The organism is Hyphomicrobium sp. (assembly GCF_041674905.1).
GTDB lineage: Bacteria > Pseudomonadota > Alphaproteobacteria > Rhizobiales > Hyphomicrobiaceae > Hyphomicrobium_B.
The window spans coordinates 66,929-91,659 of the sequence record NZ_JBAYUV010000010.1 but is presented as its reverse complement, the minus strand read 5'-3'; the positions used below and the strand labels follow the sequence as shown (position 1 = coordinate 91,659).

Genomic DNA, 24,731 nt, shown 5'->3' with positions numbered 1-24,731 from the left:
GATCGGCCGGGCGATGCCGCACAAGGCGTCGCCCGGCCGAACCAATCCAATTCCTCACGCCGCAGACAACGTGTTCAACTCGGCTCGCACGCTATCGACGGTCGGCTTGATGAGCGCGCTGACGCCCGGAATGGCGAGCGCCTTGTCGAAGAGCTGGTCCAGCGCGGGCCGCGTCGCGGCGATCGCATTGACGACCGTCTTGCGGACATCCGGCGAAAGCTGATCGAGAAGCTTCTTGAGCCGCGAAAACTCATCGGCGGATTTTGCCAGAGGCTGAGCAACCGCTTGCGCGGAAGCCTCGTCTTTTATGCTCATAAGCGACGAACGCATTCCATCCACGGCATTGGCGAGTTGCGCGCCGACGTCCGTATCTCCGATTCTGATGCCTCGTATATTATCGAGGGCTTGGAACGGCGCCGGGATGACGTCGGTGCCGGCAGCACCCGTGCTGGTGCCCGTGCTCGACGGCGCGGTGGAATTGGCGTTCGAATGCACTGGTGTTTCCGTCGCTGGCGGCGTCGTGACTGCCGTCACATCCGGACCGGGACCGGAACGCAGATTCCAGGCAATGCCGAGCAACGCCAGCACAGCAAGCGCCGGAAGGGCCCAGCGCCACGGCGACGACGGCTCACGCGCCGCGTCGCTGTATCCCGGCGGCGAAGCCGTCGTGTAACCTGCTCTCGACGAGGCCGTCGCCGACGTGGCGACACGCTCATCGCTCGTGACGCTATCGAGAACCCCCGTGCCCCGGAGATACTTCGAAAAACCCGCAGGAAGCGCGCGCGCAATGGTGTCCTTCTGCGACTCGAGCAAATCGGCAAGGCCGTCAGCATCGAGGCTCTTCGCGCGTTGCTCTTGCCCCAGCGCGCCCATGACGACCGGCGCGAGCAGACCCATGAGACTTTTCGAGATGCCACCGCCGATGCCGCCATATTGACTGACGGCGTTGGCGAGCGCGGACGTCGTGGAACCGCCGAGAAGTGAATCCAGCATGCCCGTGCCGCTGTCGATCACGCTCTTCTGTGTCGGACTGCCAATGACATTGCCGAGGTTCGACAGCAGCCCTGGCTGCTGCTGCGCTACGGCGCCGTTCAACGCCGATGCGCCTCCGGGCCTTGTAATCAAAGAAACTAGCGCGGCGAGAAGGCCGGGAACGCCAGCCTGCAAAGCTTTTTCTGTTTGAGTTTTATCGAGCCCGAGGCCCGAAGCGATGCGCGCAATAATAGTGGGGCTTAGAATTTGCGTAATGCTGGAGATCAGATTTGCCGACATGGGAACCGTCCTTCCGGTTACCCCCCGATGCAGAAACTCCCTCAGGCTCGTTAGTTAGACGCGCAAAGCCGCGTCGAGTCCATCCATCGCATCTGCCCCTCGCATCTGCATGACGGACGAGAGAGAAAGCTCCATAGCTCTAAAAAGTTCGCGCGCGCGAACGTGACCATCGTTCAGCGAGCGACAGATTCAAATTATGTATCGTTTGAGAAAAATGCGGCCAGGAGCTGAACGTGCAGCTGCCGGTGCGCAGCCGGAAAACGCGATCAGAATTGCGATCCGTCAAAAACAACAAGGCCGACGCCCGCAAGGGCGCCGACCCGTTCGTGGACATCGGATACGGGAATGAAGAAGGGAGTACCCGACGAACAAAAAATATCTTCAACCGACAGACGAGTCAATTGCAAAGAAACTTTTTTTCTCTATAGTCACTGAAATGTGCGTCCGAATGATTTTATTTCCGGCTGACACATGAAATTCGGGCGCGTCATCGCAGATGAGTTGAGGTCGAGGCCGACGAAGCGCCGAGATGATGTCACGCAAGCTCCTCAATCAGCAGCAGCGGCGGAACTCCGATGACGAACACGTCAGCATACCAAAAAAATTGCATTCGCAGGCGTGCATATTCCAGCACACATCAAATCATCCGTGTACGGTACATTACAAGTAAGCGTTTTCAATCAGAAACGGATTATCAAATTTTGTGAAAATCATGAAGCTCAAACACCGAACATTGCCGTTCGATCTTCGCTCGCTCGAGATATTCCTCGCCGTCTGCGAGACCGGAGGCATGGCCGCCGCCGCAGGCGAACTCGGGCTGACGCAGCCCGCGGTGTCACAAACGATTTCGGAGCTTGAGAAACGCACCGGCACCGCTCTGTTTGATAGGAAGTGCCGCCCCCTCGCCCTGACTCTCAGCGGCTCGTTGATGCGCCAGCGCGCAACGGCGTTGCTCTCCGACGCACATCAGATCTCACCCCTGCTGCAGGACGCCAAGCAGGGAAAAGTCTCATTTATCCGCGTTGGTTTGGTCGACTCCCTCAATCGCGCCCTGACCATCAAGCTCTCGGAATATCTGCAATCGCGCGCCGGCAAGGTCGCCATCCTCACCGGATTGACGGCCGCCCATGCGAGCGAACTCCTGACACGCAAGCTCGATCTGTTTCTGGGTGTTGACGATCTCGAAGAGACGGCAGGTCTCGAACGATGGGAAATCGGACGGGAGCCCTACGTCCTGCTCCTGCCAGCGGGCACGCGCATGGTTCAAAGCATCGATGATCTGAAGCGCCTAGCCGACACCAAACCGTTTATCCGCTTTAGCGCGCGTTCCCAGACGGGCGTAGAAATCGAACGTCACTTGCGCCGTCTTGGCATCGTCGCGGCGCAATCGTTCGAATATGACAGCCCCTATTCGGTAGCGGCCATGGTCTCCGCCGGACAAGGCTTCGCGATCTCGACAGCGCTCTGCGTCTCCGAATCCCAGGTCGGCAATGAAGGCCTGATAACATGTCCGTTACCAGGCCCGATCGTGTCGAGAAAACTGTCCGTCGTCGCCCGCTTTCGAGAGCTGGGGCAGATCCCACGGGACGTTGCAGACGTCACGCGCGTCGCATTGGGCGAGCAAATGTGCGCCCTGAACGTTTAGGCCCGCTTAAGCCGAATATTGGTGCGCAACGGGCAAAACAATAATCGGCTTCATCGGCTCTTCGACGTTTTCTGCTTCGGTCACGGCAACTTGGCCGCTCGTCCCGCTCTGCAACCGGGTCTCTGTCGTCTCCGCCGGGGAGGATTTGTCGTCGGCATCGCTCATATCGAACAATCCTTCCATGTTTGAGTTCTGTCGCGGCTCGCGACGGCTACTGCGAGAAACCTGGAAACGCCGTCTGACGCTGCAGACTATCGCTTTTTGAAATAAAGACGATAGGAAAAGTCATTCGTTCCGTGTGCCCGAGAATTTCTGCATCAACGCGAAGATTGCTATGATGCGCGGGCAGCGCGACGCGATCCCAATCGCCCGGAACGAAGCTATGCAAACTCTCGCCCGCCCTGATGCCGCCGGCTAATGCGATGAGATCGTGAACGGTGCTGAATACGGGAGCCTTGTAGATCCCAGGCCGTGAAACACAGCCGAGCAACGCATAAAGAGTCTGCGGACCGTTCGGCATATCGCTGCCGAGCGTATCGCCCGTTGCCACGATCTCGGGCACCCACGAGACGAATTCCGGATCGGCTATCAGCGCCGACGCCCTCGGTTCCTCGCTGTTTGACGAAAGACAGATCTGCCGCAAGCTCTGCTGTTCCGGCTGACTGTCCGCATCGATCAAAGTGAACTGGACATTCGATCCCAATCCACGATCCCGCAAAAACAGGAATTCCTTGTAGAACTTACGGCAGGCACTCTCGTGCCTTCGCGTGTAACAGAGGACGATCTCCGCCGCGCCAAGCGCATGCGCGACAATCAGCAATCCTTCGAGAACCCGATGCGGAAACTGGGTCAGGAAGTAGGATTGCGCCATCTCGCCCGGCCGGTCTTCATCAATGAGCATGACGACCTTGACCATTGAGCACAGCGCCCGAAGCTCTCTGATCCGGACGCCAAAAGGCGCTTCCGCCTTCTCGAAGAGACGCACCGCCGCCGAGGACAACGCGCAGATGACGCTTTCGGGACTGCGCCGCTTGGCGACACAGCTTTTCAACACGCCGTAGCCGCCGGAAGCACAATAGGGCTCGAACGCCTCCGCCGATCCGAAATCCAATTTTTCCCGCGCTCCCGAGTGGACACGCCCGTTCTGCATAATGGCCGGAGCGCGCCAGCATTGGGCCAGGCATGTCTCGCGCGAGATCAACTCGCTGCGAATGAGCCCCGACTCCACCAAGGACCGGCAAAACTCTTCTGCTCCCGCCAGCGCGCACGGCAGACCGACGCAGACACGCGCGCGATTTTCATCCGCGTCGCTAATGTCATCGTCAGGAACATGATCGCTTTCGTCGCGAAGCACGGAAGCGAAATCGGCTTCAGAAACATAGCCGCGATAGTGTTGCACTGCTCTGAGCCAGCCAGAAAGACATGAGCGTCTGTTCAATGGCGCCCCAGCCTCTGCTGGAAAACCGATCTACGAGCGTCACGAGCGTGCTTCATTTCCTGAGCATCGCCGGCGAATGCGAAGTCAAAAAAAGACGGCTGAGAGCGGTCGCTCCCAGCCGAGTTAGACGCACAGTGGGAAAAAGGCTGTGTGTGCGCCGCGAGGACTAGTGGAACACAACGACCCCCCTTGACGTGTATTCCGGCCAGGACAACCGAGGAGGAACACGCTCGCCCTGACCATTCGCCACGTGAAAGCGCCGAGGTCAGGCTCAACGGGACCTCGGCACATGCCGCGATGAATTCCGATGCCGTCAGATCGCGCACAGGACTCCGAGCACTGGAAAAAGCGCAGCAAAGGCGACCTGTTTTCGACGTGCTCAACATTACGACCAAATACGATCAGTGCTGACGACCTGTCGCAGTATTATGGTCGCTCACACGAGCGCAAGTAAAAAAACTTTCCGGATGAGAAATAACTTTGCGGGTGCGAACGGCCTTCGCAGTGCGCCATAAGCCCACCGTTATGGAAATGTCGCGATATAACCGAATACCGCGCATCCTCACGAAATTGGTCGATTATGGTCAGCAATCGGAATTTTTGAAGCGCATTCAGCAAACATGGCGTCGGGCAAATTTTATCCGAACGCCGCGCAAGCAAGAAACAACGTTTGCTGACGATCAGCCGGTTTGCTCTTGCGATGTCAATGACACTGCCGGGGCGCCACGCGCATGCCGGCTTATCCCCCAAAGCGCCAGGAACGTAATGATCGAAGCTGCCGTGAGATAAAGTCCGACCGCTTGAACTCCGAACTTGGTCGCAAGCGTCGTGGCGACATAGGGAGCCAGCGACGCTCCAAATATCCCGGCAAGATTGAAAGCCAGCGAAGCGCCCGTATAGCGCACGCCGACGGGAAACGGCTCCGAAAGCGCCGTGCCGAGCGGTCCGTAGGTGAAACCCATCAGTGCCAGACCGAGAACCATGAACGCGACCACACCGACAACGCTGCCGGAGCCGAACAGCGGTTCGAATAAAAGTCCGAAAACGCCGATGAGCGCCGTCGCCCAGAGCAGAACAGTCTGCCGCCCGACCCGATCGGCGAGCCATGCCGACAACGGGATGGTCAGCCCGAAGAAAAGAACGCCGATCATTTGAATCGGCAGAAATTGCTGGCGCGTGAAGCCGAGGTCGCTGATGCCCCAGCTCAATGCGAAAACCGTCATCAGATAAAAGAGAACGAACGTCGCCAGCGCGCCGAAGGTGCCAAGGACCAGCAGCCAGAGATGACGCGAGAGCACGGCCGCCAGAGGAACGCGCACCCGCTCATTCTTCTCGATAGCTTTCTGGAACGCCGGCGTTTCTGAAATGCGCAGACGCACATAGAGACCGACAAAAACCAGAACAGCGCTGGCAATGAACGGAATCCGCCAGCCGAACGAGAGGAATTGCTGATCGGTCAGCAGTTCGGTGATCGCGAGAAAGACGCCCGTCGAGCAGAGAAAGCCGATGGGTGCGCCGAGCTGCGGAAACATGCCGAACCACGCCTTCTTGTCCTTCGGCGCGTTCTCCGTCGCGAGCAGCACCGCTCCGCCCCACTCGCCACCAAGCCCCAGCCCCTGAAAGAAGCGGCACAGCGCAAGCAACAGCGGCGCCCAGACACCCGCCGTTGCATACGTCGGCAGCAGCCCGATTGCGATCGTCGCCAAACCCATGGTCAGCAGCGCCGCCACCAGCGTCGCCTTGCGCCCGACCCGATCGCCGAAATGCCCGAACAGGACGGCGCCGATGGGCCGCGCGAAAAACGCGATTGAAAATGTCGCGAACGATTGCAGCGTCGCGGTCGTCGCGTCGGCGCTCGGAAAGAACAATTGCGGAAAAACGAGAACCGCCGCCGTCGCGTAGATGTAAAAATCAAAGAACTCGATCGTCGTTCCCGCAAGGCTCGCGAACAGGACGCGGCGCGTCGAGACGTTCTCTGATCCGGTCAAAGGCTCACCCGATGATGCTTGGCGAAATACGATTCGGCTGCCGGAATATTTCAGCCTGCGCGAACCTCCGCAAGCGGAACCAGGCACGTAAGCCCGTTAGCGTCGTCAGCCGGCGCCCGCGGCGGCTTTTGCGAGCCGCCTCACTTCCAGTCAGGAAAACCATCGGCTGAGCCAGGAGAGCGCTTTCGTCGCCCAGCTTCGTACAAGTGCCAAAAAAAAATGGAGAGAGGCAACGTCGCCGCTGCCTCTCCCCACGGTGCGGGCGCTACCTTCGGCGCAATAGCCTCCCGCCTTCTCGTCAGCTCAGGGATTTCTGCGCGCAAACGATGCGGCATACACGGCTCCACGATCCGCAATCATCGGATCAGCAGCCTCTATCCCAGCCGGAACTGCGTTAGGCATGAAGATGAGCTCTTTGTTTGCCGCATCGTCGCCAGCGCTTTTCGTGAGCGAAATCGTCCCAAGTGAAACCGTTTTGCGATCTGCGGGCCAGGCAATCGATGGATTATCGACCTTGTCGCCCGCGTCCGCGATCTGCGCGACGAGCGTGAAAGTCACCGGACCGTCCCCGACGCGCTTTTTGATTTCGTCGCTGAGGTAAGACGCAGCCGCCGCTTTCGCGTCAGCTTCGTTGAGATAATGCTCTCCTCCAGCCGGCAAGATTTGGTATCGAACGAATGCCGCGGTGCCGTCCTTGTTCGTGAACTTGAAGGCGTTGACGGCGTAATAGGGCAGGCTGGCAAAGCTCACAGGATTGGGTTTGGCAGCGGTCAGGAAGGCCTTGGCGATGGGATGATCGCCGAGAAACGTGTCGAGCGGCGTCGGCTTCGGGGTATCGGGCTTGCTCGTTCCCAGCGCCACGAGAAGCTGACGGAACTCGCTGGTCGTGGCGGCCGGAAAGCCGTTGAACGAATGCGCGACAATGTTGGTGTCCGAACCGTCCGCCAGTTTGAACTTCACCGCCATTCCGCGCGGGCTGGCCAAGCCTTCGTTGTCGGCGATCGTCGGAATGCCGGCGAAATTCGAAAAGCGCACCGTGACCGGCACGCTCGATCCGGCTTGCAAATGCGGCGCCGTCGTGAGGCTCGCAGCTTCGGGCGAAGCGATAAATGTCCCGCTCAAAACTGTTCCCTTGGCGTGAACGGGGCGCGCCCCCTGGTGCACGCCAAAAACGCCATTGATGGCATCGACCACCGCGTCCGGGGCGGGAGCCTCGTCGGCATTGGTCGTGATCGCGAGCAAAGAGATCGCGGCGGCAATCAGTACGGGGATAGCAGCTTCCTTCATAACCGATCTCCTATGTGGGACGCTTTCAAGCAGAAAAACGCACACACACCCGGCGGTCGCGACGGCACAATGACAGCCCGTTCTCACGTAGATGTGCGTTTGGTTTGCTGATTAGTCGGGCGAGAACAGCCGGACGTTACGCGCAGTTCGGACGAATTCCACAAAATGGACACTCGCCTTCGGAAAACGATCGCCGAGGAAGCCGCCGAATACCGGCCGCTGCTTTTTCGGATGGCTTTGACACAGTTGAAGAACGCGGCGGCAGCCGAGGATGCGACCCAGGAAACCCTGCTCGCAGCCATCGAGAAGGCCGAAAGTTTCGAGCGGCGCTCGACGCTGCGCACGTGGCTGTTTTCGATCCTGCGATTCAAGATCCTGGACATCATGCGCGACCAGTCCAAGGCGCGACGGCGCGACCGCGAGCTGCCGATCGAGCCCACCGCCGACGACGACGGCGGCGGCACCTTCGACGCCCTGTTCAATGACAGCGGCTGCTGGGTTGACACCAAGGACGTCTGGACGAACCCTCACACCGTCGCGGAGCGCGACGCGTTCTTCAAGGTTCTGGAAGTGTGCATGACGCGCCTCCCGGCACGAACCTCGCGCGCATTCCTGATGCGCGAGTGGCTCGAGCTGGATCCGCCCGAAATTTGTCGGGAACTCGGGATCTCTCAGGGCAACCTGCGCATTCTACTTTACAGGGCCCGGATGCAGTTGCGGCTTTGCCTCGACGTGCATTGGGAGCGAGACTGAGAAATGGCAAATCCGATATCCTGCAAGGACTCGACCTGGCTCGTCAGTGAATCGCGCGAGCGCCCGCTTTCGAAGGCGGAGCTGGATAACCTCGAAGGCCACATCGCGGAATGCCCGTTCTGCAAGGGCGCCAGCACGCAGTTCTCCGTTCTGTTCAAACAGCTCGACCGCTATCTGGGAAATAGCAAAGCCGAAAAGGACGAGTCCGGCTGAAAGCTGCCCCGCACCATGCCCTTTTTCTCGGCCCCCGAGATAACAGCCCGACCTAAAAGATTGAGTTTCAAGCCTGATTTTGAAATGGCCACGCCTCGCTCTTGCCCCGACTCGTGCGTTATGAATAACGAATGAATCGGTCGGGGACTCCTTGCCCCTCGCCGAAAGAAGCGTGCTTCGTCGAAGGGTGGCGGCGGGACCAGGTGATCGACAAACCGAAATCATCGCTGTCGAAACTGTTGCTGCTCGCCGCCGCAAGCGTTCTGCTGTCGGCACATCCGGGCCACACGCAGCAGCAGCAGCCAAATCCGGCTGAAGCGGCAGGCCAGATCGCCGATTTCTTCGGTAAGGTCGGCGACCAAATCTACGAGAACTGCATATTCGAGCTATCGGACGAGCAGATCGAAGTGCAGCACGCGCTCGTCGCAGCCTACATCGAGCACGGCGCGAACGGCGCCGCCGCGAGAAAGCTCGCCGCGAAACAAATTCAGCCTCCGAAATTATCCGCCGAGTGCGAGCAGATCCGCGATTTGCCGCGAGTTGCGCCGCCGCCCGCCGAGGCCGCCATTCCACCGGGCGCATGGGAGCCGAAAGTTGCGGCCACGCCCAAACCGAAAACTCCGCCCGCGCCCCCTGCTCCGCCGGCGCGCGCCATCAGCTTAGCGAGCAAAAAAGTTCTGCCGCAATGGGACTGCGCCGAAGGCGTCGACTATGTCACGATCCAGCACAAGGGCTATCCTAGAAAGCTGACCGGCGGCGAAATCTGCAATCCGTTCCAGGACGTCGTGCATGAAGTCCCAACTGCGGTCGGAAACTTCCGCCTGGGCTACACGATCAAAACCGGACGCCTGTTCGTCATCGCCGAGGGTGGAGCGCGCGGCCAGACGATCGCTTGGGCCATCTCCGGCCGCGAAGTCTGCCGAAATAATCCGGACCCCGACTGCCTCGCGACGCGCGCCGTCGGACCGCTCCCGCCCGGCGAATACACGTTCTCCGCGAATAAGGATCAGCGCGTCACATGGGGTCCGACGATCAAGCGCTATGTCGTCGGCGTCTACATGAAGAAGTTGTGGGGCAAGGAGCTGTATTCTCCGCAGCAGACGTCCGCCATTCTTGCGCGCGGCAATATCGCGATTCACGAGCGCTTGAAGGGCGAGATGTCGGAAGCCTGCCTCGGTTTAGAGCCCAACGGATGGGCCTATGTCGCAGCGCTGATCAGGAACGCGCGCGCCACCGGCCTCAGCGTCTACGTCGACGAGCCCTATCCGCAGGTCGCGGAAAATCCGCCAATCGTCGTCGCATCCTCGTTCTCGCTGACCTCCATTTTCAAATAATTGAACGAGCGGCTAAGCTGGCCTGAAATCGCACTTGGCCTGGCTCGCAATGCGTCATTGCACCATCAGCGCGACATGTAACAAAGACGCCCGTCAGATCGAAAAATCCCCCGAAAGCCGACGGCGCACATGGAGGAACGCAGAATGAAATTCACGAAAGATCAGGATGCCATCGCCCGCCTGACGCCGGAGCAATACCGCGTAACGCAGGAGAGCGGCACTGAACGTCCCGGCACCGGCGAATATCTTAACAACAAGGAGCCGGGCATCTACGTCGATGTCGTATCGGGCGAACCGCTTTTTGCATCGTCCGACAAATACGAATCCGGCTGCGGCTGGCCGAGCTTCACCAAGCCCATCGTGCCCGCACACATCAACGAAAAGCGCGACACGACCCACGGCATGATGCGCATCGAGGTTCGCTCGATGCACGGCGACAGCCATCTCGGTCACGTCTTTCCCGACGGCCCTCGCGATAAAGGCGGACTGCGCTACTGCATAAATTCAGCGTCGCTGCGTTTCGTCCATCGCAACGACATGGAAGCGCAAGGCTACGCCGCTTACCTTGATCAGGTGCAGGATGTCCGCTAACCCGGAGTCATCGGCGAATACAATTCTGTAATCTCGACGCAGAAGAGGCCCGCCTCTTGCGAAATCGCGCGATTTATCGCCTCGACACACAAGCCGATCTGGACCGCGCAGTGAAAAAGCTCGCGCGGCGTGACCCTCGGCTTAAGCCCATCCTCGCGCAGGCCGGGATGCCCCAGCTCAGGCGACGGCCTGCGGGATTTTCCGGATTGGCGGCGATCGTCGTCGGGCAACAGCTCTCGATCGCAAGTGCGTCAGCAATCTGGTCGCGGCTGGAACTCGCATTTGACCCATTTCATCACGACGCGCTGCTCCGCTCCCGCACCGACAGGTTGGCCCGCCTTGGATTGTCGGCGGCCAAGATCAAGACGCTCAAGCACATCGCCCGGGAAATTGCGGAAAAGCGCCTGGACCTCGACGCGCTCGCGGATGCCGACGCCAACGAAGCGCACCGCATCCTGACGTCGCTGCATGGCGTGGGGCCGTGGACAGCCGATATCTATCTCTTATTCTGTCTTGGCCATGGCGATGCCTGGCCGTCGGGCGATCTCGCTGTGCAGGAAGCCATGCGCATCGGGCTTGATATGGCATCGCGCCCGACAGCAAAGGAAATGAATCCGCTAGCGGAAGAGTGGCGGCCGCTCAGAGGCGTCGCGACGCACCTATGGTGGGCCTACTACAAGGTTGCGCGCAACCGCGATGGCGCTCCCGTGCCCAGCGTTGCGAGCATCGCTGGCATCGGCAATAATTCGCCGACGCCACGCGCAACGCGTCTCAATCCTTCTTCGCCAGCGCAACCAGAACCGGCCGCAGATCTTGCGCCGACTGCAACGGGGCATCGAACCACAAGCGCGCGACCTCGTCGCCCGACGTGAGATCCAGCCCCTCGGGATCGAGCGCCGCGAGCTTCCAACCCGATGTCTTGACCCCTACTTGTTTGGCGTACTTTTCGACAGCGTCCGCATGATCCGAGTTCATATGCGAGACCGCGCCTTCCTCCATGTCGACGAGTCCCTCGACCCCTTCGAGCGACGTTGCGAGATCGCTGATCTTCGGCGCGAAGGCTTTTCCGAAGCCCCCGTTCAGTGACGAGCGCACGGTCTTGAATTTCCAGAACGCGAAATCCGGAAAATCTGCGTAGAGCGACGCCTTCGGATGGCGGCTGAGATAACGCCGCCTGAGGTTGTCTCGCTCGCGTCCGGCCGGAACGATTTCCGCCGTTCCGATCAGCGTGATGCGCGCGTGCGCAAGCGGATCGCCCTTGCCCGGTTCCCCGACCAGCAGCGAGCACCGGCCATCCTTTTCCAGATTGGCGAAATGTCCTGACAACCGCGAGATGAGAAAAACCGGCGCGCCGTCCATCGCCGTTGCGAGGCTGACGCGCGACACGAAGGGAGAGCCATCGAGGGGATCGATTGTCCCTAGTGCCGCCTGTCGCGCCGTGCGGATCAGCGTTTTGCCAAGTCGGCGCGCATTATCGTCGACCGGTTGAAGAACGTCTTTTTTTTCTGCTGTCATTTTTTCCTCTGCCAAGAGCAACTGCTGGCTTCGAAACCCCAGCTCGCTATGTCGAAATTGAACGCTGGGCGCAAGGATTATATCGGCAGAAAAAAATGCAGACGGACACGGCGCCGGCGCTGAAGTGTCGTTCTGACGTCCGTAAATTACTTTAGCGGATGATCATCGTCATCGAACAAAATGCGCTCCGCCGCCCCGTCGAGGTCTTCGTATTGGCCGCTGCCGAGCGCCCACATGAACGCACCGAGAGCAAGCGCGCCGAGAACCAGAGCGATAGGGACCAGATATAGAAAATCGAGCATCACGCGCTCCGGGTCTGAAGCCTCAGTCGCGGAAGAAAATGCGCTATCTTACCGTCAAAGTATCGCAACCGCCCGCCATCGCGCAAGCGCAGCGCATTGGCGACAACCAGCAACGACGACAGCGACATCGCAACGGCCGCGATGAGCGGCGTTACGAAACCGGCAATCGCGATGGGCACGGCAAAGAGATTATAAATCACCGCCAATCCGAGATTCTGATACACGAGCTTGCGCGCCGCCTGCGCGATGCGAAACGCCTGCGGCACGGCCATCAGGTTTTCGTGCAGGAAAACAAGATCCGCCGCGTTGCGCCCTATGTCCGCCGCCGACGCAGGCGCCATCGAAGCGTGCGCCGCGACGAGCGCTGGCGCATCGTTGAGACCGTCGCCCACCATCAGAACCTTGCGGCCGGAGTCTTGCAGATCGCCGATACGCATGACCTTTCCATCGGGCCGCACGTCCGAGGAAAAAGCGATGCCAAGAGAGTCGGCAACCTGCCGGACCGATTGCGCGCGATCGCCTGAAAGAATTTCCACCACCACACCGGACTGCTTCAAGTCCTGCAGAGCTTCAGCAGCCCCACAGCGAAGCGGATCGCTGAATTCGAACGCCGCGAGACGTTTGCCATCCTCCGACAAAACGACGTTCGAACCATCGGTCTCTATTTCATGACCGGCGCTCGCAATCACAGCCCACGACGGCCGGCCGAGCCGGTACACATGCGCGCCGATGCGCGCTTCCATCCCCGCCCCGGCAACTTCGGTGATGACAGCGTCGTTCGGCCAGGACGCATCGGCCCCGTTTGCGAGAGCCGCCAGTGCGCGGGCATAAGGATGCTGCGAATGCATCGCAATCCTCGCCGCAAGCGCGACAATAGCCGGATCGAGTTCTCCGCGATTGATAAGGCGCGGCGCGCCGATCGTCAGCGTGCCGGTTTTGTCGAACACGACGGTATTAATTTCCGCCAGCCGTTCGAGCGCGCCGCCATCCTTGAGCAATATGCCCTTCTCGAACAGCCTCCGCGCGGCCATGACCTGCACCATCGGAACCGCGAGCCCCAGCGCGCACGGGCAGGTGATGATCAGCACGGCAATCGCGATCGTAATAGACCGGTGCGCATCTCCGGTCGCGATCATCCATCCGACGAACGTCAGAAAGGCGGCGCTATGAACAGCCGGCGCATAGAGTTGCGCGGCGCGATCTGAAATCCGTCTGAATCCGGATCGTCCGGCCTCCGCCGTCTCCATCATCCGGATCATTTCGGCAAGAAAGGAGTCTTCCGCTTCCGACGTCGCCTCGATCGTCAGCGGCCCAGTCAAATTCATCGTTCCCGCCTGCAGCAACATTCCAACCGTCGCTGGCCTCGGCAGACTTTCGCCCGTGACGAGCGAGCAATCGAGGTTTGATTGACCCGAGATGGCGCGCGCATCGACCGGGATGCGTTCTCCCGCCACCACCAAAATCGTCATGCCGGGCTTGAGATCGTCCACCGGTGTATAAACCCGCGTCCCGTCAGGACGCAGAACGAGCGCGCCCCGCGCCGCAAGGTTAGCCAAGCCGGTGACGGCCGTCCGCGCGCGCTCGCGCATCACATAATCGAGCGTCCGCCCGATCAGCAAAAAGAACAACAGAGACGCCGACGCATCGAAATAGGCGTGCGCTCCGTGATGGATAGTCTCGTAAAGGCTTAACCCGTAGGCAAGCAGGACGCCGATGGAAATCGGCACATCCATATTGGTATGGCCGCGGCGAAGCACGCTCCACGCCGAACGAAAGAAGATGCGGCCGGAATAGAGCAGCGCCGGCAGCGCGATCGCGGCGGACACCCAGTGAAATAAATCACGCGTCGCGCCATCTGCGCCGCTCCAGACCGAAACCGATAGCATCATGATGTTGCCGGCTGCGAACCCCGCAACGGCAAGCGCGCGTATGAGTTCCGAAAGCGTGCGATCCTTTGTGACCGCTTTGGTACTGGTGAGATGCGCTTCGAAGCCGAGATTGTGCAGTGTCTCGACGAGCGGCGGCGGATCTCCCTCGTCGTGCCACTGAACCGTCACGCGCTTGCTCGAAAGATTGACGCGCGCCTCCGAAACGCCGGAGAGCTTCGACAGGCTCTTTTCGATTTTCTGCATGCAGCCGCCGCAATGCATCGTCGGGACCGAAATCTCGACTTGCCGCAAGCCATCTTTGAGAACGCGGCTCGCGAGCCGCAGCTCATCAGCCTTCGCGCGATCGCCATTGCCTGTCACGGCGAATGAATTTCCGGCAAAGCCCGATGCCATCGCAATTTCCAATTCAGCCGTTTCGACGCAAAGTCTTCCGGAAAAGTGGGAACCGGTTTTCCGGTAAGAAGCACGACAAAATAAAGAGCTAGAGCCTTTCCGCGATTCCACCAAAATCGGAAAGGCTCTAGGGTTTGATGCTCTCGTACGCATGCCACGTCCCGTGCCCAAGCACCGGAAACGCAACGATCAACCCGAGAAACCCTGTCGCGACGCTCAATGCGATGAGGCCAAGCATGATCGCACCCCACGTCAGCATGAGCGGCAGATTGTTCCACACCAGCGCCAGGCTCGTGCCCATCGCAGTCAGTGCGTCGACCCGGCGGTCGAGCAGCATCGGAACTGCAAAAGCGCTGATAGCAAACGAGAAGCCTCCGAAAAGCGCGCCCACCACGCACCCGACGATGAGCATTGCCCAGCCCGTCGGCGTCGTGAGCAGCATCTCGGAGATATGGTTGAGGCCCGGAAACGGCCGCATGCCGAAAAACAGCGCATAAACGATGACCGCCGCGCGCATCCAAAGCAGCATGAGCAGGCACAGCAGCGCGCCAATAAACAAAATTTGCGCGCCTGATTTCGGATGCACAAAGATCATCCGGCGAAGACTGACGGGTTCGCCAGCGGCAATCCGGCGGCTTTTCTCATAAAGCCCGATCGCCAGGATCGGCCCCACGACCATGAAGCCCGCGAGCGCCGGAAACAGGATGTAATCATGTCCATAAAAGAACATGCCACCGACAATAACCAGCGAAAGCAGAAAGATCAGGACCCCGTAGGCGATGCTTGGAGCCGGTTTCGTCCAGAAATCGCTCCAGCCTTTCTCCAGCCAGCGAAACGCCGTCGATGGCGCGAGATCGCGTTTCCATCTTTCTTCGTGGGCCAGCGGCGGGCGGACTGCCGGAATGATTATCATCATCACCTCTCTACCTGCTGAACGCCTCAGGGTGTGCAGGATGATTGTGCGGCACTGAATGATCCTGACGTTCCATGAGAGTCACCAGCCCGCACGTGTGCAACGCAATCCGGTTGCGATGAAAATGCGACGTGGACCAGATGCCAATTCGCGGCCGTTACGAAAGCCACGCCCGCAGCCACCGAAAACCAGATTATGACGTTGCGCTTCCATTTTTCCATGACTCGACGACACTACTTCTGATCCGGTTTTCTCAAGTCGGCCGTGTAAATTGCCAGAATCTTGCGTTCGACGGGAGAAAGCCGCGCTTCCCAGGTTGGCATATGCCCCTGTCGCCCGCCCCAGACCGTCGTATAGATCGTTTGCGGATCGCCGCCGTAAATCCAGAACCGATCTGTAAGATTGGGCGCGCCGGTTTCACTGTTCCCCTTCGCATCTTCCCCGTGGCAGGACGCACAATTATCGGCGAAAATCTTCTGCCCCGCCGTCACGTCGCCAGCCTGAGCACCACTCGCGCCCGATAAACTCCGAAGATATGCGACGACTTTTTCGATGTCGTTACGTTGCAGAATGCCGTCACGTCCGAACGCCGGCATTTGCGACGTGCGGCTCTCGGGATGCGTCGAATTGATTCCGACTTTGATCGTCTCCGCGATCTGCTCGGGAGACCCGCCCCACAGCCACGAATTCGTCGTCAGGTTCGGAAATCCTTTGCCGCCGGTCGCCTGTCGCCCGTGACACGCGGCGCAATTGTCGCCGAACAGCGCCTTTCCCGTCTCGCGGACGTCATGCATCAACCGAGGGTCTTTCTGAATGTCCGCGAAGCTCTCCTTCTCGATGCGATCCGTCCATGCGGCACGCTCGGCCGCAGCCTGTTTCACGTCTTCTGTCACGAAGATTCGCTGATCGAAACCGAGCAAGCCCTTCGTATAGCTCGTGCCTGTCGGCCATGTGGGCATCAGGATCCAGTAGCCGACACCGAACAGGAACGCGAGAATAAGGAAGAAATAGACCGCGCGCGGAACCGGCGTATTTAATTCCTTGATGCCGTTCCACTCGTGCCCCGTCGTCAGATAGCCCGTGTGTGCATCGCGTTCTTCTACCGACATGGCTTGTCCTCGTCGTAAAAGATCGAACCGGCGGCCTCGTCAAAGCGCTTCTTGTTGGTCGGCCAATAAGTATAGATCAGGACGATCGCCGACAGCCCAAGCAAATAGAAAAGGCCATACGACTTCGAGAACCATACAAGCGTCTCGTGTTCGAAGCTCATGATCATTGCCCCACGGAGGCTAATGGCTTCTTGGCGGCATCGGTGAGATGACCGAGGATCTGAAGATACGCCACCATCGCATCCATTTCGGTCAGTTGCTCGGGATGACCGCCGAATACGCGAACCGTCGTCGCCTTGCCGTAACGCTGCACAACTCCTTCGGCTTCCTTCGAATCCGGCTTCGCCTGCCCCTGAGCATCATGCGATGCGTTCGCGATCATATCGTCGGTATACGGAACGCCGACGGCGCGCAGCGCACTCAGATCCTCGCCGAGATTGCTTGTTTTCAACGGCGTGCGCGACAGCCAATCGTAGGACGGCATCACCGATTCCGGCACGACACTCCTCGGATCGTTGAGATGCGCGACCTGCCATTCGTCGGAATACTTGCCGCCGATCCGCGCCAGGTCCGGTCCCGTGCGCTTCGAGCCCCACAGCATCGGGTGGTCATACTTCGACTCGACCGCCAGCGAATAAGGACCGTAGCGCTCGACCTCGTCGCGCAGCGTGCGGATCATCTGCGAATGGCAAGCGTAGCAGCCTTCGCGGATGTAGATGTTGCGGCCCGCAAGCTCCAGCGGCGTGTAAACCCGCATGTCGGGGGCATCCTCCACCGTTTGATGGATGGTGAACAACGGAGCAATCTCGACAAGGCCGCCGATGCTTGCCACGGCGACGATCGCGACGACGAGCCCGATCGCCTTGCGCTCCATACGATAGTGAAAGCCGAACATGCGCTTACTCCCCGGGCTGCAAGGCCGGCATTCCGGCCAGCACGGGGTCGGGATGATCGCCCACCGGCTCCGCAGTGGCCTGCGGCGCGGTCCGGATCGTCATCCAGATATTGTAGCAGCCGATCAGTGCGCCGATGAGGAAGAACAGCCCGCCAACCGCCCGCGCGATGTAGTAGGGGCGCATCGCGACCAGCGAGTCGACGAACGAATAGGCCAGTGTCCCGCTGTCATTGTAGGTGCGCCACATCAGCCCCTGCACGATGCCGGAGTTCCACATCGCCACGATGTAAATAATGGTCCCGATGAGCGCGAGCCAGAAGTGAGCCTCGACCAGCTTCCAGGAATACATGGCATCGCGCTTCCAAAGCCACGGCACCAGCGCATAGATTGAGCCGAACGTAATCATCGCCACCCATCCGAGCGCACCCGCATGCACGTGACCGATCGTCCAATCCGTATAGTGCGACAGGGCATTCACCGGACGGATCGCCATGAACGATCCTTCGAAGGTCGAAAGTCCGTAGAACACGGCTGCGACCATCATGAAACGCAGCGTCGCGTCATCGCGAACTTTGTCCCACGCACCATTGAGCGTCAGCAACGCATTCCCCGCCGATGCCCATGACGGAATGAGCAGCATGAGCGAGAAGGTCATGCCCAGCGACTGCACCCACTGCGGCAGCGCCGTGTAGTGCAGGTGGTGGGACCCGGCCCACATGTAGAAGAACGTAATGCCCCAGAAGCTGATGATCGACATCCGGTAGGAATAGATCGGACGCCCGGCGCGCTTCGGCAGGAAATAGTACATCATGCCGAGAAAGCCCGCCGTCAGGAAGAACGCGACTGCGTTATGACCGTACCACCATTGCGTCATCGCATCCTGAACGCCGGAAAAGAGCGAATAGCTTTTCGCGCGGAAGATGGACGTCGGCACCGCCAGGTTGTTGACGATATGAAGCATCGCCACGACCAGGATGAACGCCAGGAAATACCAGTTGGCGACGTAGATATGCGGCTCCTTGCGCCGCGCCAGCGTCCGCAGGTAGATGACGAAATACGTGACCCAGACGACGACCAGCCAAATGTCGGCATACCACTCGGGCTCGGCGTATTCCTTCGATTGCGTGATCCCGATGAAATAACCCGTCACGGCGAGCAGGCAGAACAGGTTGTAACCATAAAGCACGAACAACGGACTGAGCTGATCCGGCAGACGCGCGCGCGTCGTCCGCTGCATGACGTAAAAGGAGGTGGCGATCAGCGCATTGCCGCCGAACCCGAAGATAATGCCCGTCGTATGTACAGGCCGTATCCGGCCGAAGCTCGACCATCCAGCATCGAATGCGAGGTTTGGATTGACGAGTTGCCAGGCAACCCAGTCGCCGATGGTCAGCGCGAAAGCGGCCCAGATCATGGCCAATATGACACCGGCTTTCGTCGGCTCGTCATAGTAGTGGTCGAAACGGTCGGCGCCAGGCTCGGGCTCGAAATAACCCGAGATCACGAACAGCAAGCCGGCAATCGCGTAGAGAACGATGAAAACGCCGTGGATGCCGATCAGATCATCGCGACCTCCGATCGCGATCGTCAGGCCAATGCCGGCAAGCACCAGCAAAATGAGCATCGCGGCCTGACGTTCGAATTTCGTGAGTTGTCCGATCATGCCTTGAGGCCCTCTTCCTCCGAACCAACCAGGAGAGATATATCGCGGGTCGATCCATAGGTTTCGCGAGAAACTTATAAGTCGTGCCCGGCAAGGCCGTAAAATGTCAAGTGTGCGCTGCAATCCGCCGGAGAGCGGCAACGCAACCGTTCGCGGAAGCAGAGTTCCACAATTGCAAATGTGGTCAAAGAAAATTTAACAAAAATTCGCGTGGGCTTCCGTTTTTTCTGAAACCCGCAAGACGATCGGCAATGAGCCCTTAGACGACTTCCACGGTCGCATCGGAGAACAGCGCACCCGCATCCGAATGACTGCGAAAAACATCTTCGGGAAGACGAGCGACGGAATTCTGCGCCGTCGTCTCCAGCATAGCAGCAACGCGCGCTTTCGAACGATCGAGATTTGCGCCGCTGAGCACCCCGGAGCGCCGAGCCTCGATAACGCGCTCCGCTAAGGGGCGCGCGCGCTCAGTGTCTCCCCAGTGCGCGCAGATCATGAGCATGTCGTTGCCTGCCGCCATGAAATTGACCGCCATATCGGGATTGTCGAACAACCGGCTCACCGCGCGCATGCTGACGTCGTCCGAGACGATGATGCCCTCGAAGCCCAATTCTTCCCGCAGCAGACCGTGCGTGATCTTGCGCGACAACGTCGCCGGCCAATCAGGATCGATTGCCTTGAACAGAATGTGCGACGTCATGATCATGCCGAAGCTCGCATTGATCGCCGCCGCGAACGGCAGCAGCTCCCGCCGCCGGAGCTCGTCGAGTGTGGCGTTGATGACCGGTAGCTCGAGATGGGAATCGACCTGCGTATCGCCGTGGCCGGGGAAATGCTTGCCGCACGCACGCACGCCTTTGGCTTCCATTGCCTTCGCGAACGCGAGCGCCTTCGTGACCACCCCCTCGACGGTGGAGTCGAATGACCGCGCCCCGATCACCGGGTTTTTTGGATTGCTGTCGATGTCGAGGACGGGCGCGAAACTGAGGTTGATGCCGAGCGACGCGAGTTCCGCACCCATCGCAGCCCCAACCGCCCCCGCATCCTCGCCCCACGCGCGCGCATAATTGTATCTTGTGATCGGCGCAGGCGTTCGGCAGACGCGGCCGCCTTCATGATCGATGGCGATGAACAGGCGCTCTCGTCCCGTCTCTTCCCGGACCGCGCTGATCAGCTTGGCATGACTGGACAGCCACGCTTCATAGGGCACGTCGTGGCAGAAATTACTTTTGTACAGAATGACGCCCGCCGGCCGCAGGTCGCGAAGCAGCGCGCGATCCGCGGGGTCGAGCGTCGTCGTCGGACGCAATCCGACGATAAAATGATCGCCAACGCTCGCGAGGTCGGTGCTGGACATGCTGAAATCTTCTTGCAGGCTGATCGGACGCCGGTCACGGCACAATACGACTAAGCCCGCATTATGACACCTGGGCCGAGTTCACAATAAGCCGGTAGCTGGCGACAGGCGCAAAGCTTTCCAAAAAACCGCGCAAAAAAGAAAACGGCGGACCGGAGTCCGCCGTTTTCCCAGCACGGGAAGAAGCTCGAGAGACTTTAGAATTTCACTTTCACACCACCGTAGGCAGCGAACGGTATGGCAGGCGTAATCGAACGTTGACGGCCGCCTTCGTCCGCTTCCTCGAACTCGATCGGCGGGGTATCGGCCGCGCCGCCAACATTGGCAAGCTCAGCGTTGTAGTAAGTGCCGTAGAGCCCATAGCGACGATCGAAGACGTTCTCAAACAAGCCATAAATCTGGATGTGGTCCGTCACATCGTAGGACGTATGGAGATTGAGTCGCGCATAACCCGGCAGCGGACTATCCTGGTTGGCCTCGTCGCCAGTGAAGTATTGGCTGCTCTGGGCAATGAGATCCGAACCGAACTTCCACTTCTCTGTCAGCCAATAGTCGAAGCCGACTTTGAAGATATGATGCGGCGTCCCCGGCAGGCGATCACCCGGGCGCACTTGGACGCAACGGGCTTCATCCGCATCCGGACCTTCCGCCCCTTCGCATTCGCCGGCAAACGGATTGTCAGGTGATGACAACTGGATCGAGTCCCGGAACGTCGCGTCGAGGTAGGTATAGTTGGCGTAGGCATAGAGCCGGCGCGACCGGTATTCGACGGCCGCCTCGACACCCTGACGCAGCGTATCGCCTGCGTTCAGGAAGTAGCCGCGACCGTTCGACGTCGCATCCGCCACACTCAGGATATCGTCGGTGTTGAGCGTCCGGAAGAGGCCGAGGCTCCAGTTGAGGCGGTCGCCCGTCCACCCGAGGCCTTGCTCGCCACGGATACCGAGTTCAACTGTCCGAGACACGATTTGCTTCAACGGCGGGTCGGCCGTCAGGAAGCTCTCGATGATGCACGGAAGCTCCGGATCGGAGCACGCGATCTCGGCCGGCGTCGGCGCACGGTTGGCTTCCGAATAGCCGCCATAGAGCGAAAGGCCCGGCGCGAGCTGATAGGTGAGGCCCGCCATCGGGTTGAAGCGGTTGAACGTGTTGGTGCCGTTCAGCGCTTCCAGCTCTTCGCTGTCCGTGTTGTTCTTGATCTTGATCGACGCGTAGTTGAACCGTCCGCCGACCGTCAAAGCCAGACGATCGGTGAGGTCCGTCGTATTGAGGAAGTAGGCGCCGAAGTAGTCGTTGGTCGTCGTCAGGTTGCGCGGCGTGACGTCGTCGGAACCGCACTCGCCGTCTTGCAGCGGCACCGGGCAATCGTCATCATCCGGCGGTGCGACGAACTTGATGCCAGTCCCGCCGACGACAAAGCGCGGCTGGAAGATGCCAAGCTCGCTGTTCGCGGTGTAACCGACGCGGCCATGATCATAGCTCGTGCCGATGGTGAACTGGTTGCGATAGCCAAAGAGGCGCGACTTATCGGTCGCCTGCAAAGCTATGCCCCAGCTATCGGCATCCTGGCTCGTGCGATCAATTGAGCCGTAGTGTGCGGTCGGATCGAAGTTGATCGTGCCATCCGGGTTGACGCCCGGAGTTGCCGGATTGGCAAATGCCACACCGTCTTCAATGCACAGAAGGCCGGGCGAGTCATCGCACTCCCCTGCCTCGGCGATATTGCCGTCGACATGCTTCTGCTTGAACTTGCGGTAGTAGGCGTTACCCGAGATCGACAGTGTGTCGGTCGCCTTGACCGTGCCGTTGAGCTGATAGAGCTGCAGCGTGTTGTCCGTCGTCTGCGGCGACGTGAAGGTGCGGTCCCAGCCGCGTTCGGCAAGCAATTCCTCCGGCGCCGCAGCCGTCACGCCAACGTGGTTGTCGGCGCCTGTGAAATTGAAGTGGAACTCCGACCAGGTATTTTTAAATCCGAGATCCAAATATCCGCGCCGCACTTCGGCCTCGGAGAAATCGCGGAAGCCATCATCATTGATCGCTTCAAAGGCGCCATAGATCCCGAAGTTGCCGACCTGCTGGCCCGCCTGCGTCGAAACCTGCTTGCGACCATAGGAGCCGAAGCGCGTGTCGACCTCGGCACCTTGATAATTGAAGCCGTCCTTCATATCGATGCTGATCGCACCGCCGAGCGCGTTGAGACCGAAAATCGGGTTGCCGGTCATCACCGTGATGTTGTTGATGGCGTTCGACGGCAGGAAATCCCAGTTGACGATATCGCCGAAGGCTTCGTTGATGCGGGTGCCATTCTGATAGACGGCGAGCCCCTGCGCGACGCCGTTGACGGGCGACGCTTCGAAGCCACGGTATTGCACGTTCGTCTGGAACTGATTGCCCTGCAGGTCGCCGACGATGACGCCGGGCACGCGTGCTTGCAGCGCTTCCTGCGGAATGACCGTCTCATCGCGCTTGAAGTCGGTCGCCGTGACTTGAGAAACCGCTGCGGGAACTTTCTCAACCGGAAGCGAGCTCGCCCCAAACGGCGACATCCTGACGTTGGCCGGTGGGACTTCGGAGGTCGATGTTTCGACCGGAGCTTGCGGCGGCGCTTCCGCGACCGGCTGAGGCGCAGGTTGCGGCTTCGGCTTCTTCTGAGCCTGCTTCACCGGCTTCGGCTTGGCCTGCTGCTGGATGACTTTGACTTCGGGGAGGTTGCCTCCGGAAGTAGCTGGATTCTGCGCACCTGCAGCAGGAGCTTGCTCCGCCGCTGCCGGCGGATTTTGCGAGGTGCCCGAGGCACCGCCCGCATCCTGCGCGAGAGCAGGACCGGTCCCCTCAAATACTGCAAACAGCGCGATGACCGCCGCCGACGCGAAAAGCTGACGCCTCATATCTCCGTATTCCCCCATGTTTCCCTGACCTCCTTTGCTTTCATCAGCAAATGTTCAGGTCACGGACATCCCCCAGCGGTTGAGCCGAAAACCGCCGCCATGATCTAGGGAAATGAACTTTTGGAGGGTGGGTCAATCCTTGCTCGGACAGGATTATTTCCCAATGGGGATTTCCCTCCTCAGTCGTGGCGAAAGCGTCACTAACTCAGAAAATAATAGGAACATCCCATTCGAATTTCGGGAAATTCTTCCCGAAATCAGCGGGCCGAATTAAAGTTGCCTAAGCAATGCTAATGGGGTGATTCCTCCGGGCGAAGCCATGCGGGATGAATCGCGAAGGTCATCACAAAAACTGGATGCAGCTTTCGTCCAGACGCGCCCGACGAGCCAAGGCGCCGCAAGCGGCTGCGTTTGCAGCGGCGGCGGCGGGTGCGACTACGCCTGCCGCAGGGCGTTTTTGAAATTATCGTAGATGGTTTTTGCAGTCCGATTGAAGGCCGGCAGCCGTGCCGCGACCTCGGATTTCAATCGGCCAGTAGCCCCCTGCCCAAGCGCGACGTCGAGAGCCTTCGCATAGACCGGGATCGCGGCCCAATCGGCGACCGTCTGCTCCATGATCTCGACGTGAAATTGAAAGCCGTAGGCTTTGTCGCGATAGCGGAAAGCCTGCACCGCGCAAGCGTCCGACGATGCGAGCACGCGCGCGTCGTCAGGCAGACTGACAACCTCGGCGCCATGCCACTGCAGAACCTCGATCGGGTCCGAGATACCGCGGAAAATTCGATCGTCCAAACCCGCTTGCGTCTGCTTCACTGTCAAAATGCCGACTTCGGGTGTCTTTCCCAAAGCAACCTCGCCTCCGATAGCGGCCGCGAGCAACTGGTGTCCCAGGCATATGCCGAGATAGGGCCGTCCGAGATCGACGACGAATTCGCGGATCGCGGCTTTTTCCGCGACGAGCCAGGGATATTTGTCGTCTTGCCAGACATCCTGCGGGCCGCCCATCACGACCATCAGATCGTACGCGGACACGTCCGGCAACGCTTCGCCGGCATCGAGCTCGACGGTATCCCAGCTGAAGCCATCGGCTTTGAAGAACTCCCGAAAGATCCCGGGATGCTCGACATCGACGTGCTGCAATACGAGAATTTTCATTGGCTCAGCCCACCTTCTGCAGACAATGCGCAGTAGCGCGTCACGGCCCCTTAAACGAAAAGAACTCGCAGATGCGAAGCAGCACCTGCGAGTTCGAAAGATGAGCGACCGGGGAGAGCATTGGCAACCCT

General features: G+C 59.7%; 22 protein-coding genes. 6 read left to right on the top strand and 16 right to left on the bottom strand.

What is annotated here, in order from left to right:
• Positions 1-54: 54 nt before the first annotated feature.
• Positions 55-1,272: a DUF937 domain-containing protein gene (locus WC026_RS06495; RefSeq protein WP_372710023.1), complete on the bottom strand. Its 1,218-nt coding sequence runs from the start codon at positions 1,270-1,272 to the stop codon at positions 55-57.
• Positions 1,273-1,984: 712 nt separating this feature from the next.
• On the opposite strand from WC026_RS06495, the gene WC026_RS06490 reads away from it, so the two are divergent.
• Positions 1,985-2,917 (top strand): LysR family transcriptional regulator, encoded by a 933-nt coding sequence (locus WC026_RS06490; protein ID WP_372710022.1) that lies wholly within the window; start codon positions 1,985-1,987, stop codon positions 2,915-2,917.
• Positions 2,918-2,923: 6 nt separating this feature from the next.
• Here WC026_RS06490 and WC026_RS06485 read toward each other — a convergent pair whose 3' ends face one another.
• The 4 genes from WC026_RS06485 to WC026_RS06470 all read right to left on the bottom strand — a co-directional run bounded on the left by WC026_RS06485 (position 2,924) and on the right by WC026_RS06470 (position 7,630).
• Positions 2,924-3,100, bottom strand: coding sequence for a hypothetical protein (locus tag WC026_RS06485; protein ID WP_372710021.1), 177 nt, complete (start codon positions 3,098-3,100; stop codon positions 2,924-2,926).
• 28 nt (positions 3,101-3,128) lie between these two features.
• Positions 3,129-4,316, bottom strand: a complete 1,188-nt coding sequence (locus tag WC026_RS06480; RefSeq protein WP_372710020.1) for an SLBB domain-containing protein — start codon at positions 4,314-4,316, stop codon at positions 3,129-3,131.
• Between the two features lie 719 nt (positions 4,317-5,035).
• A complete protein-coding gene (locus tag WC026_RS06475) occupies positions 5,036-6,343 on the bottom strand; it encodes an MFS transporter (protein WP_372710019.1) in 1,308 nt (435 codons plus the stop codon).
• 303 nt (positions 6,344-6,646) lie between these two features.
• Positions 6,647-7,630, bottom strand: coding sequence for a catalase family peroxidase (locus WC026_RS06470; RefSeq protein WP_372710018.1), 984 nt, complete (start codon positions 7,628-7,630; stop codon positions 6,647-6,649).
• A 165-nt stretch (positions 7,631-7,795) separates the two neighbouring features.
• Here WC026_RS06470 and WC026_RS06465 point away from each other — a divergent pair, with 165 nt between their 5' ends.
• The 5 genes from WC026_RS06465 to WC026_RS06445 all read left to right on the top strand — a co-directional run bounded on the left by WC026_RS06465 (position 7,796) and on the right by WC026_RS06445 (position 11,393).
• Complete coding sequence (locus tag WC026_RS06465; protein WP_372710017.1) at positions 7,796-8,383, top strand: sigma-70 family RNA polymerase sigma factor; 588 nt, start codon at positions 7,796-7,798, stop codon at positions 8,381-8,383.
• Positions 8,384-8,386: 3 nt separating this feature from the next.
• Complete coding sequence (locus tag WC026_RS06460) at positions 8,387-8,596, top strand: hypothetical protein (protein ID WP_372710016.1); 210 nt, start codon at positions 8,387-8,389, stop codon at positions 8,594-8,596.
• A gap of 203 nt (positions 8,597-8,799) precedes the next feature.
• A complete protein-coding gene (locus WC026_RS06455; RefSeq protein WP_372710015.1) occupies positions 8,800-9,930 on the top strand; it encodes a DUF2778 domain-containing protein in 1,131 nt (376 codons plus the stop codon).
• Between the two features lie 144 nt (positions 9,931-10,074).
• Positions 10,075-10,521, top strand: a complete 447-nt coding sequence (gene msrB, locus WC026_RS06450) for a peptide-methionine (R)-S-oxide reductase MsrB (RefSeq protein WP_372710014.1) — start codon at positions 10,075-10,077, stop codon at positions 10,519-10,521.
• Positions 10,522-10,577: 56 nt separating this feature from the next.
• Positions 10,578-11,393 (top strand): DNA-3-methyladenine glycosylase, encoded by an 816-nt coding sequence (locus WC026_RS06445; protein WP_372710013.1) that lies wholly within the window; start codon positions 10,578-10,580, stop codon positions 11,391-11,393.
• On the opposite strand, the gene WC026_RS06440 is transcribed toward WC026_RS06445, so the two are convergent.
• From WC026_RS06440 to WC026_RS06390, 11 genes are all read right to left on the bottom strand, one after another.
• A complete protein-coding gene (locus WC026_RS06440; RefSeq protein WP_372710012.1) occupies positions 11,293-12,036 on the bottom strand; it encodes a HugZ family protein in 744 nt (247 codons plus the stop codon). The genes WC026_RS06445 and WC026_RS06440 overlap by 101 nt on opposite strands.
• Positions 12,037-12,182: 146 nt before the next feature.
• Positions 12,183-12,338, bottom strand: coding sequence for a cbb3-type cytochrome oxidase assembly protein CcoS (gene ccoS / locus WC026_RS06435; protein ID WP_372710011.1), 156 nt, complete (start codon positions 12,336-12,338; stop codon positions 12,183-12,185).
• Entirely contained in the window at positions 12,338-14,620 is a 2,283-nt protein-coding gene (locus WC026_RS06430) for a cation-translocating P-type ATPase (protein WP_372710010.1), read from the bottom strand. Before WC026_RS06430 ends, ccoS begins: the two co-directional genes overlap by 1 nt.
• A 127-nt stretch (positions 14,621-14,747) precedes the next feature.
• Positions 14,748-15,533 (bottom strand): DUF2189 domain-containing protein, encoded by a 786-nt coding sequence (locus WC026_RS06425; RefSeq protein WP_372710029.1) that lies wholly within the window; start codon positions 15,531-15,533, stop codon positions 14,748-14,750.
• A gap of 233 nt (positions 15,534-15,766) precedes the next feature.
• Positions 15,767-16,642 carry a cytochrome-c oxidase, cbb3-type subunit III gene (ccoP, locus tag WC026_RS06420; protein WP_372710009.1) on the bottom strand — a complete coding sequence of 292 codons (876 nt, stop codon included), beginning with the start codon at positions 16,640-16,642 and terminating at the stop codon, positions 15,767-15,769.
• The gene (locus WC026_RS06415; protein WP_372710008.1) at positions 16,633-16,803 is read right to left on the bottom strand and encodes a cbb3-type cytochrome oxidase subunit 3; all 171 of its coding nucleotides are present in this window, start codon (positions 16,801-16,803) and stop codon (positions 16,633-16,635) included. Before WC026_RS06415 ends, ccoP begins: the two co-directional genes overlap by 10 nt.
• Before the next feature lie 2 nt (positions 16,804-16,805).
• The gene (gene ccoO / locus WC026_RS06410) at positions 16,806-17,537 is read right to left on the bottom strand and encodes a cytochrome-c oxidase, cbb3-type subunit II (RefSeq protein ID WP_372710007.1); all 732 of its coding nucleotides are present in this window, start codon (positions 17,535-17,537) and stop codon (positions 16,806-16,808) included.
• A gap of 4 nt (positions 17,538-17,541) precedes the next feature.
• Positions 17,542-19,200, bottom strand: coding sequence for a cytochrome-c oxidase, cbb3-type subunit I (ccoN, locus tag WC026_RS06405; RefSeq protein WP_372710006.1), 1,659 nt, complete (start codon positions 19,198-19,200; stop codon positions 17,542-17,544).
• Between the two features lie 259 nt (positions 19,201-19,459).
• Positions 19,460-20,557: a beta-N-acetylhexosaminidase gene (gene nagZ, locus WC026_RS06400; protein ID WP_372710005.1), complete on the bottom strand. Its 1,098-nt coding sequence runs from the start codon at positions 20,555-20,557 to the stop codon at positions 19,460-19,462.
• A 197-nt stretch (positions 20,558-20,754) separates the two neighbouring features.
• Positions 20,755-23,445: a TonB-dependent receptor gene (locus WC026_RS06395; protein ID WP_372710004.1), complete on the bottom strand. Its 2,691-nt coding sequence runs from the start codon at positions 23,443-23,445 to the stop codon at positions 20,755-20,757.
• A 435-nt stretch (positions 23,446-23,880) separates the two neighbouring features.
• The gene (locus WC026_RS06390; protein ID WP_372710003.1) at positions 23,881-24,600 is read right to left on the bottom strand and encodes a type 1 glutamine amidotransferase; all 720 of its coding nucleotides are present in this window, start codon (positions 24,598-24,600) and stop codon (positions 23,881-23,883) included.
• Between the last annotated feature and the right edge of the window lie 131 nt (positions 24,601-24,731).

Bases quoted from the DNA above. Each gene is read 5' to 3' on its own strand.
- WC026_RS06495 (WP_372710023.1), bottom strand. From the start codon at position 1,272: ATGTCGGCAAATCTGATCTCCAGCATTACGCAAATTCTAAGCCCCACT.
- WC026_RS06490 (WP_372710022.1), top strand. From the start codon at position 1,985: ATGAAGCTCAAACACCGAACATTGCCGTTCGATCTTCGCTCGCTCGAG.
- WC026_RS06485 (WP_372710021.1), bottom strand. From the start codon at position 3,100: ATGGAAGGATTGTTCGATATGAGCGATGCCGACGACAAATCCTCCCCG.
- WC026_RS06470 (WP_372710018.1), bottom strand. From the start codon at position 7,630: ATGAAGGAAGCTGCTATCCCCGTACTGATTGCCGCCGCGATCTCTTTG.
- WC026_RS06465 (WP_372710017.1), top strand. From the start codon at position 7,796: ATGGACACTCGCCTTCGGAAAACGATCGCCGAGGAAGCCGCCGAATAC.
- WC026_RS06460 (WP_372710016.1), top strand. From the start codon at position 8,387: ATGGCAAATCCGATATCCTGCAAGGACTCGACCTGGCTCGTCAGTGAA.
- msrB (WP_372710014.1), top strand. From the start codon at position 10,075: ATGAAATTCACGAAAGATCAGGATGCCATCGCCCGCCTGACGCCGGAG.
- WC026_RS06440 (WP_372710012.1), bottom strand. From the start codon at position 12,036: ATGACAGCAGAAAAAAAAGACGTTCTTCAACCGGTCGACGATAATGCG.
- ccoS (WP_372710011.1), bottom strand. From the start codon at position 12,338: ATGCTCGATTTTCTATATCTGGTCCCTATCGCTCTGGTTCTCGGCGCG.
- WC026_RS06430 (WP_372710010.1), bottom strand. From the start codon at position 14,620: ATGGCATCGGGCTTTGCCGGAAATTCATTCGCCGTGACAGGCAATGGC.
- WC026_RS06425 (WP_372710029.1), bottom strand. From the start codon at position 15,533: ATGATAATCATTCCGGCAGTCCGCCCGCCGCTGGCCCACGAAGAAAGA.
- ccoP (WP_372710009.1), bottom strand. From the start codon at position 16,642: ATGTCGGTAGAAGAACGCGATGCACACACGGGCTATCTGACGACGGGG.
- WC026_RS06415 (WP_372710008.1), bottom strand. From the start codon at position 16,803: ATGAGCTTCGAACACGAGACGCTTGTATGGTTCTCGAAGTCGTATGGC.
- ccoO (WP_372710007.1), bottom strand. From the start codon at position 17,537: ATGTTCGGCTTTCACTATCGTATGGAGCGCAAGGCGATCGGGCTCGTC.
- ccoN (WP_372710006.1), bottom strand. From the start codon at position 19,200: ATGATCGGACAACTCACGAAATTCGAACGTCAGGCCGCGATGCTCATT.
- nagZ (WP_372710005.1), bottom strand. From the start codon at position 20,557: ATGTCCAGCACCGACCTCGCGAGCGTTGGCGATCATTTTATCGTCGGA.
- WC026_RS06395 (WP_372710004.1), bottom strand. From the start codon at position 23,445: ATGAGGCGTCAGCTTTTCGCGTCGGCGGCGGTCATCGCGCTGTTTGCA.
- WC026_RS06390 (WP_372710003.1), bottom strand. From the start codon at position 24,600: ATGAAAATTCTCGTATTGCAGCACGTCGATGTCGAGCATCCCGGGATC.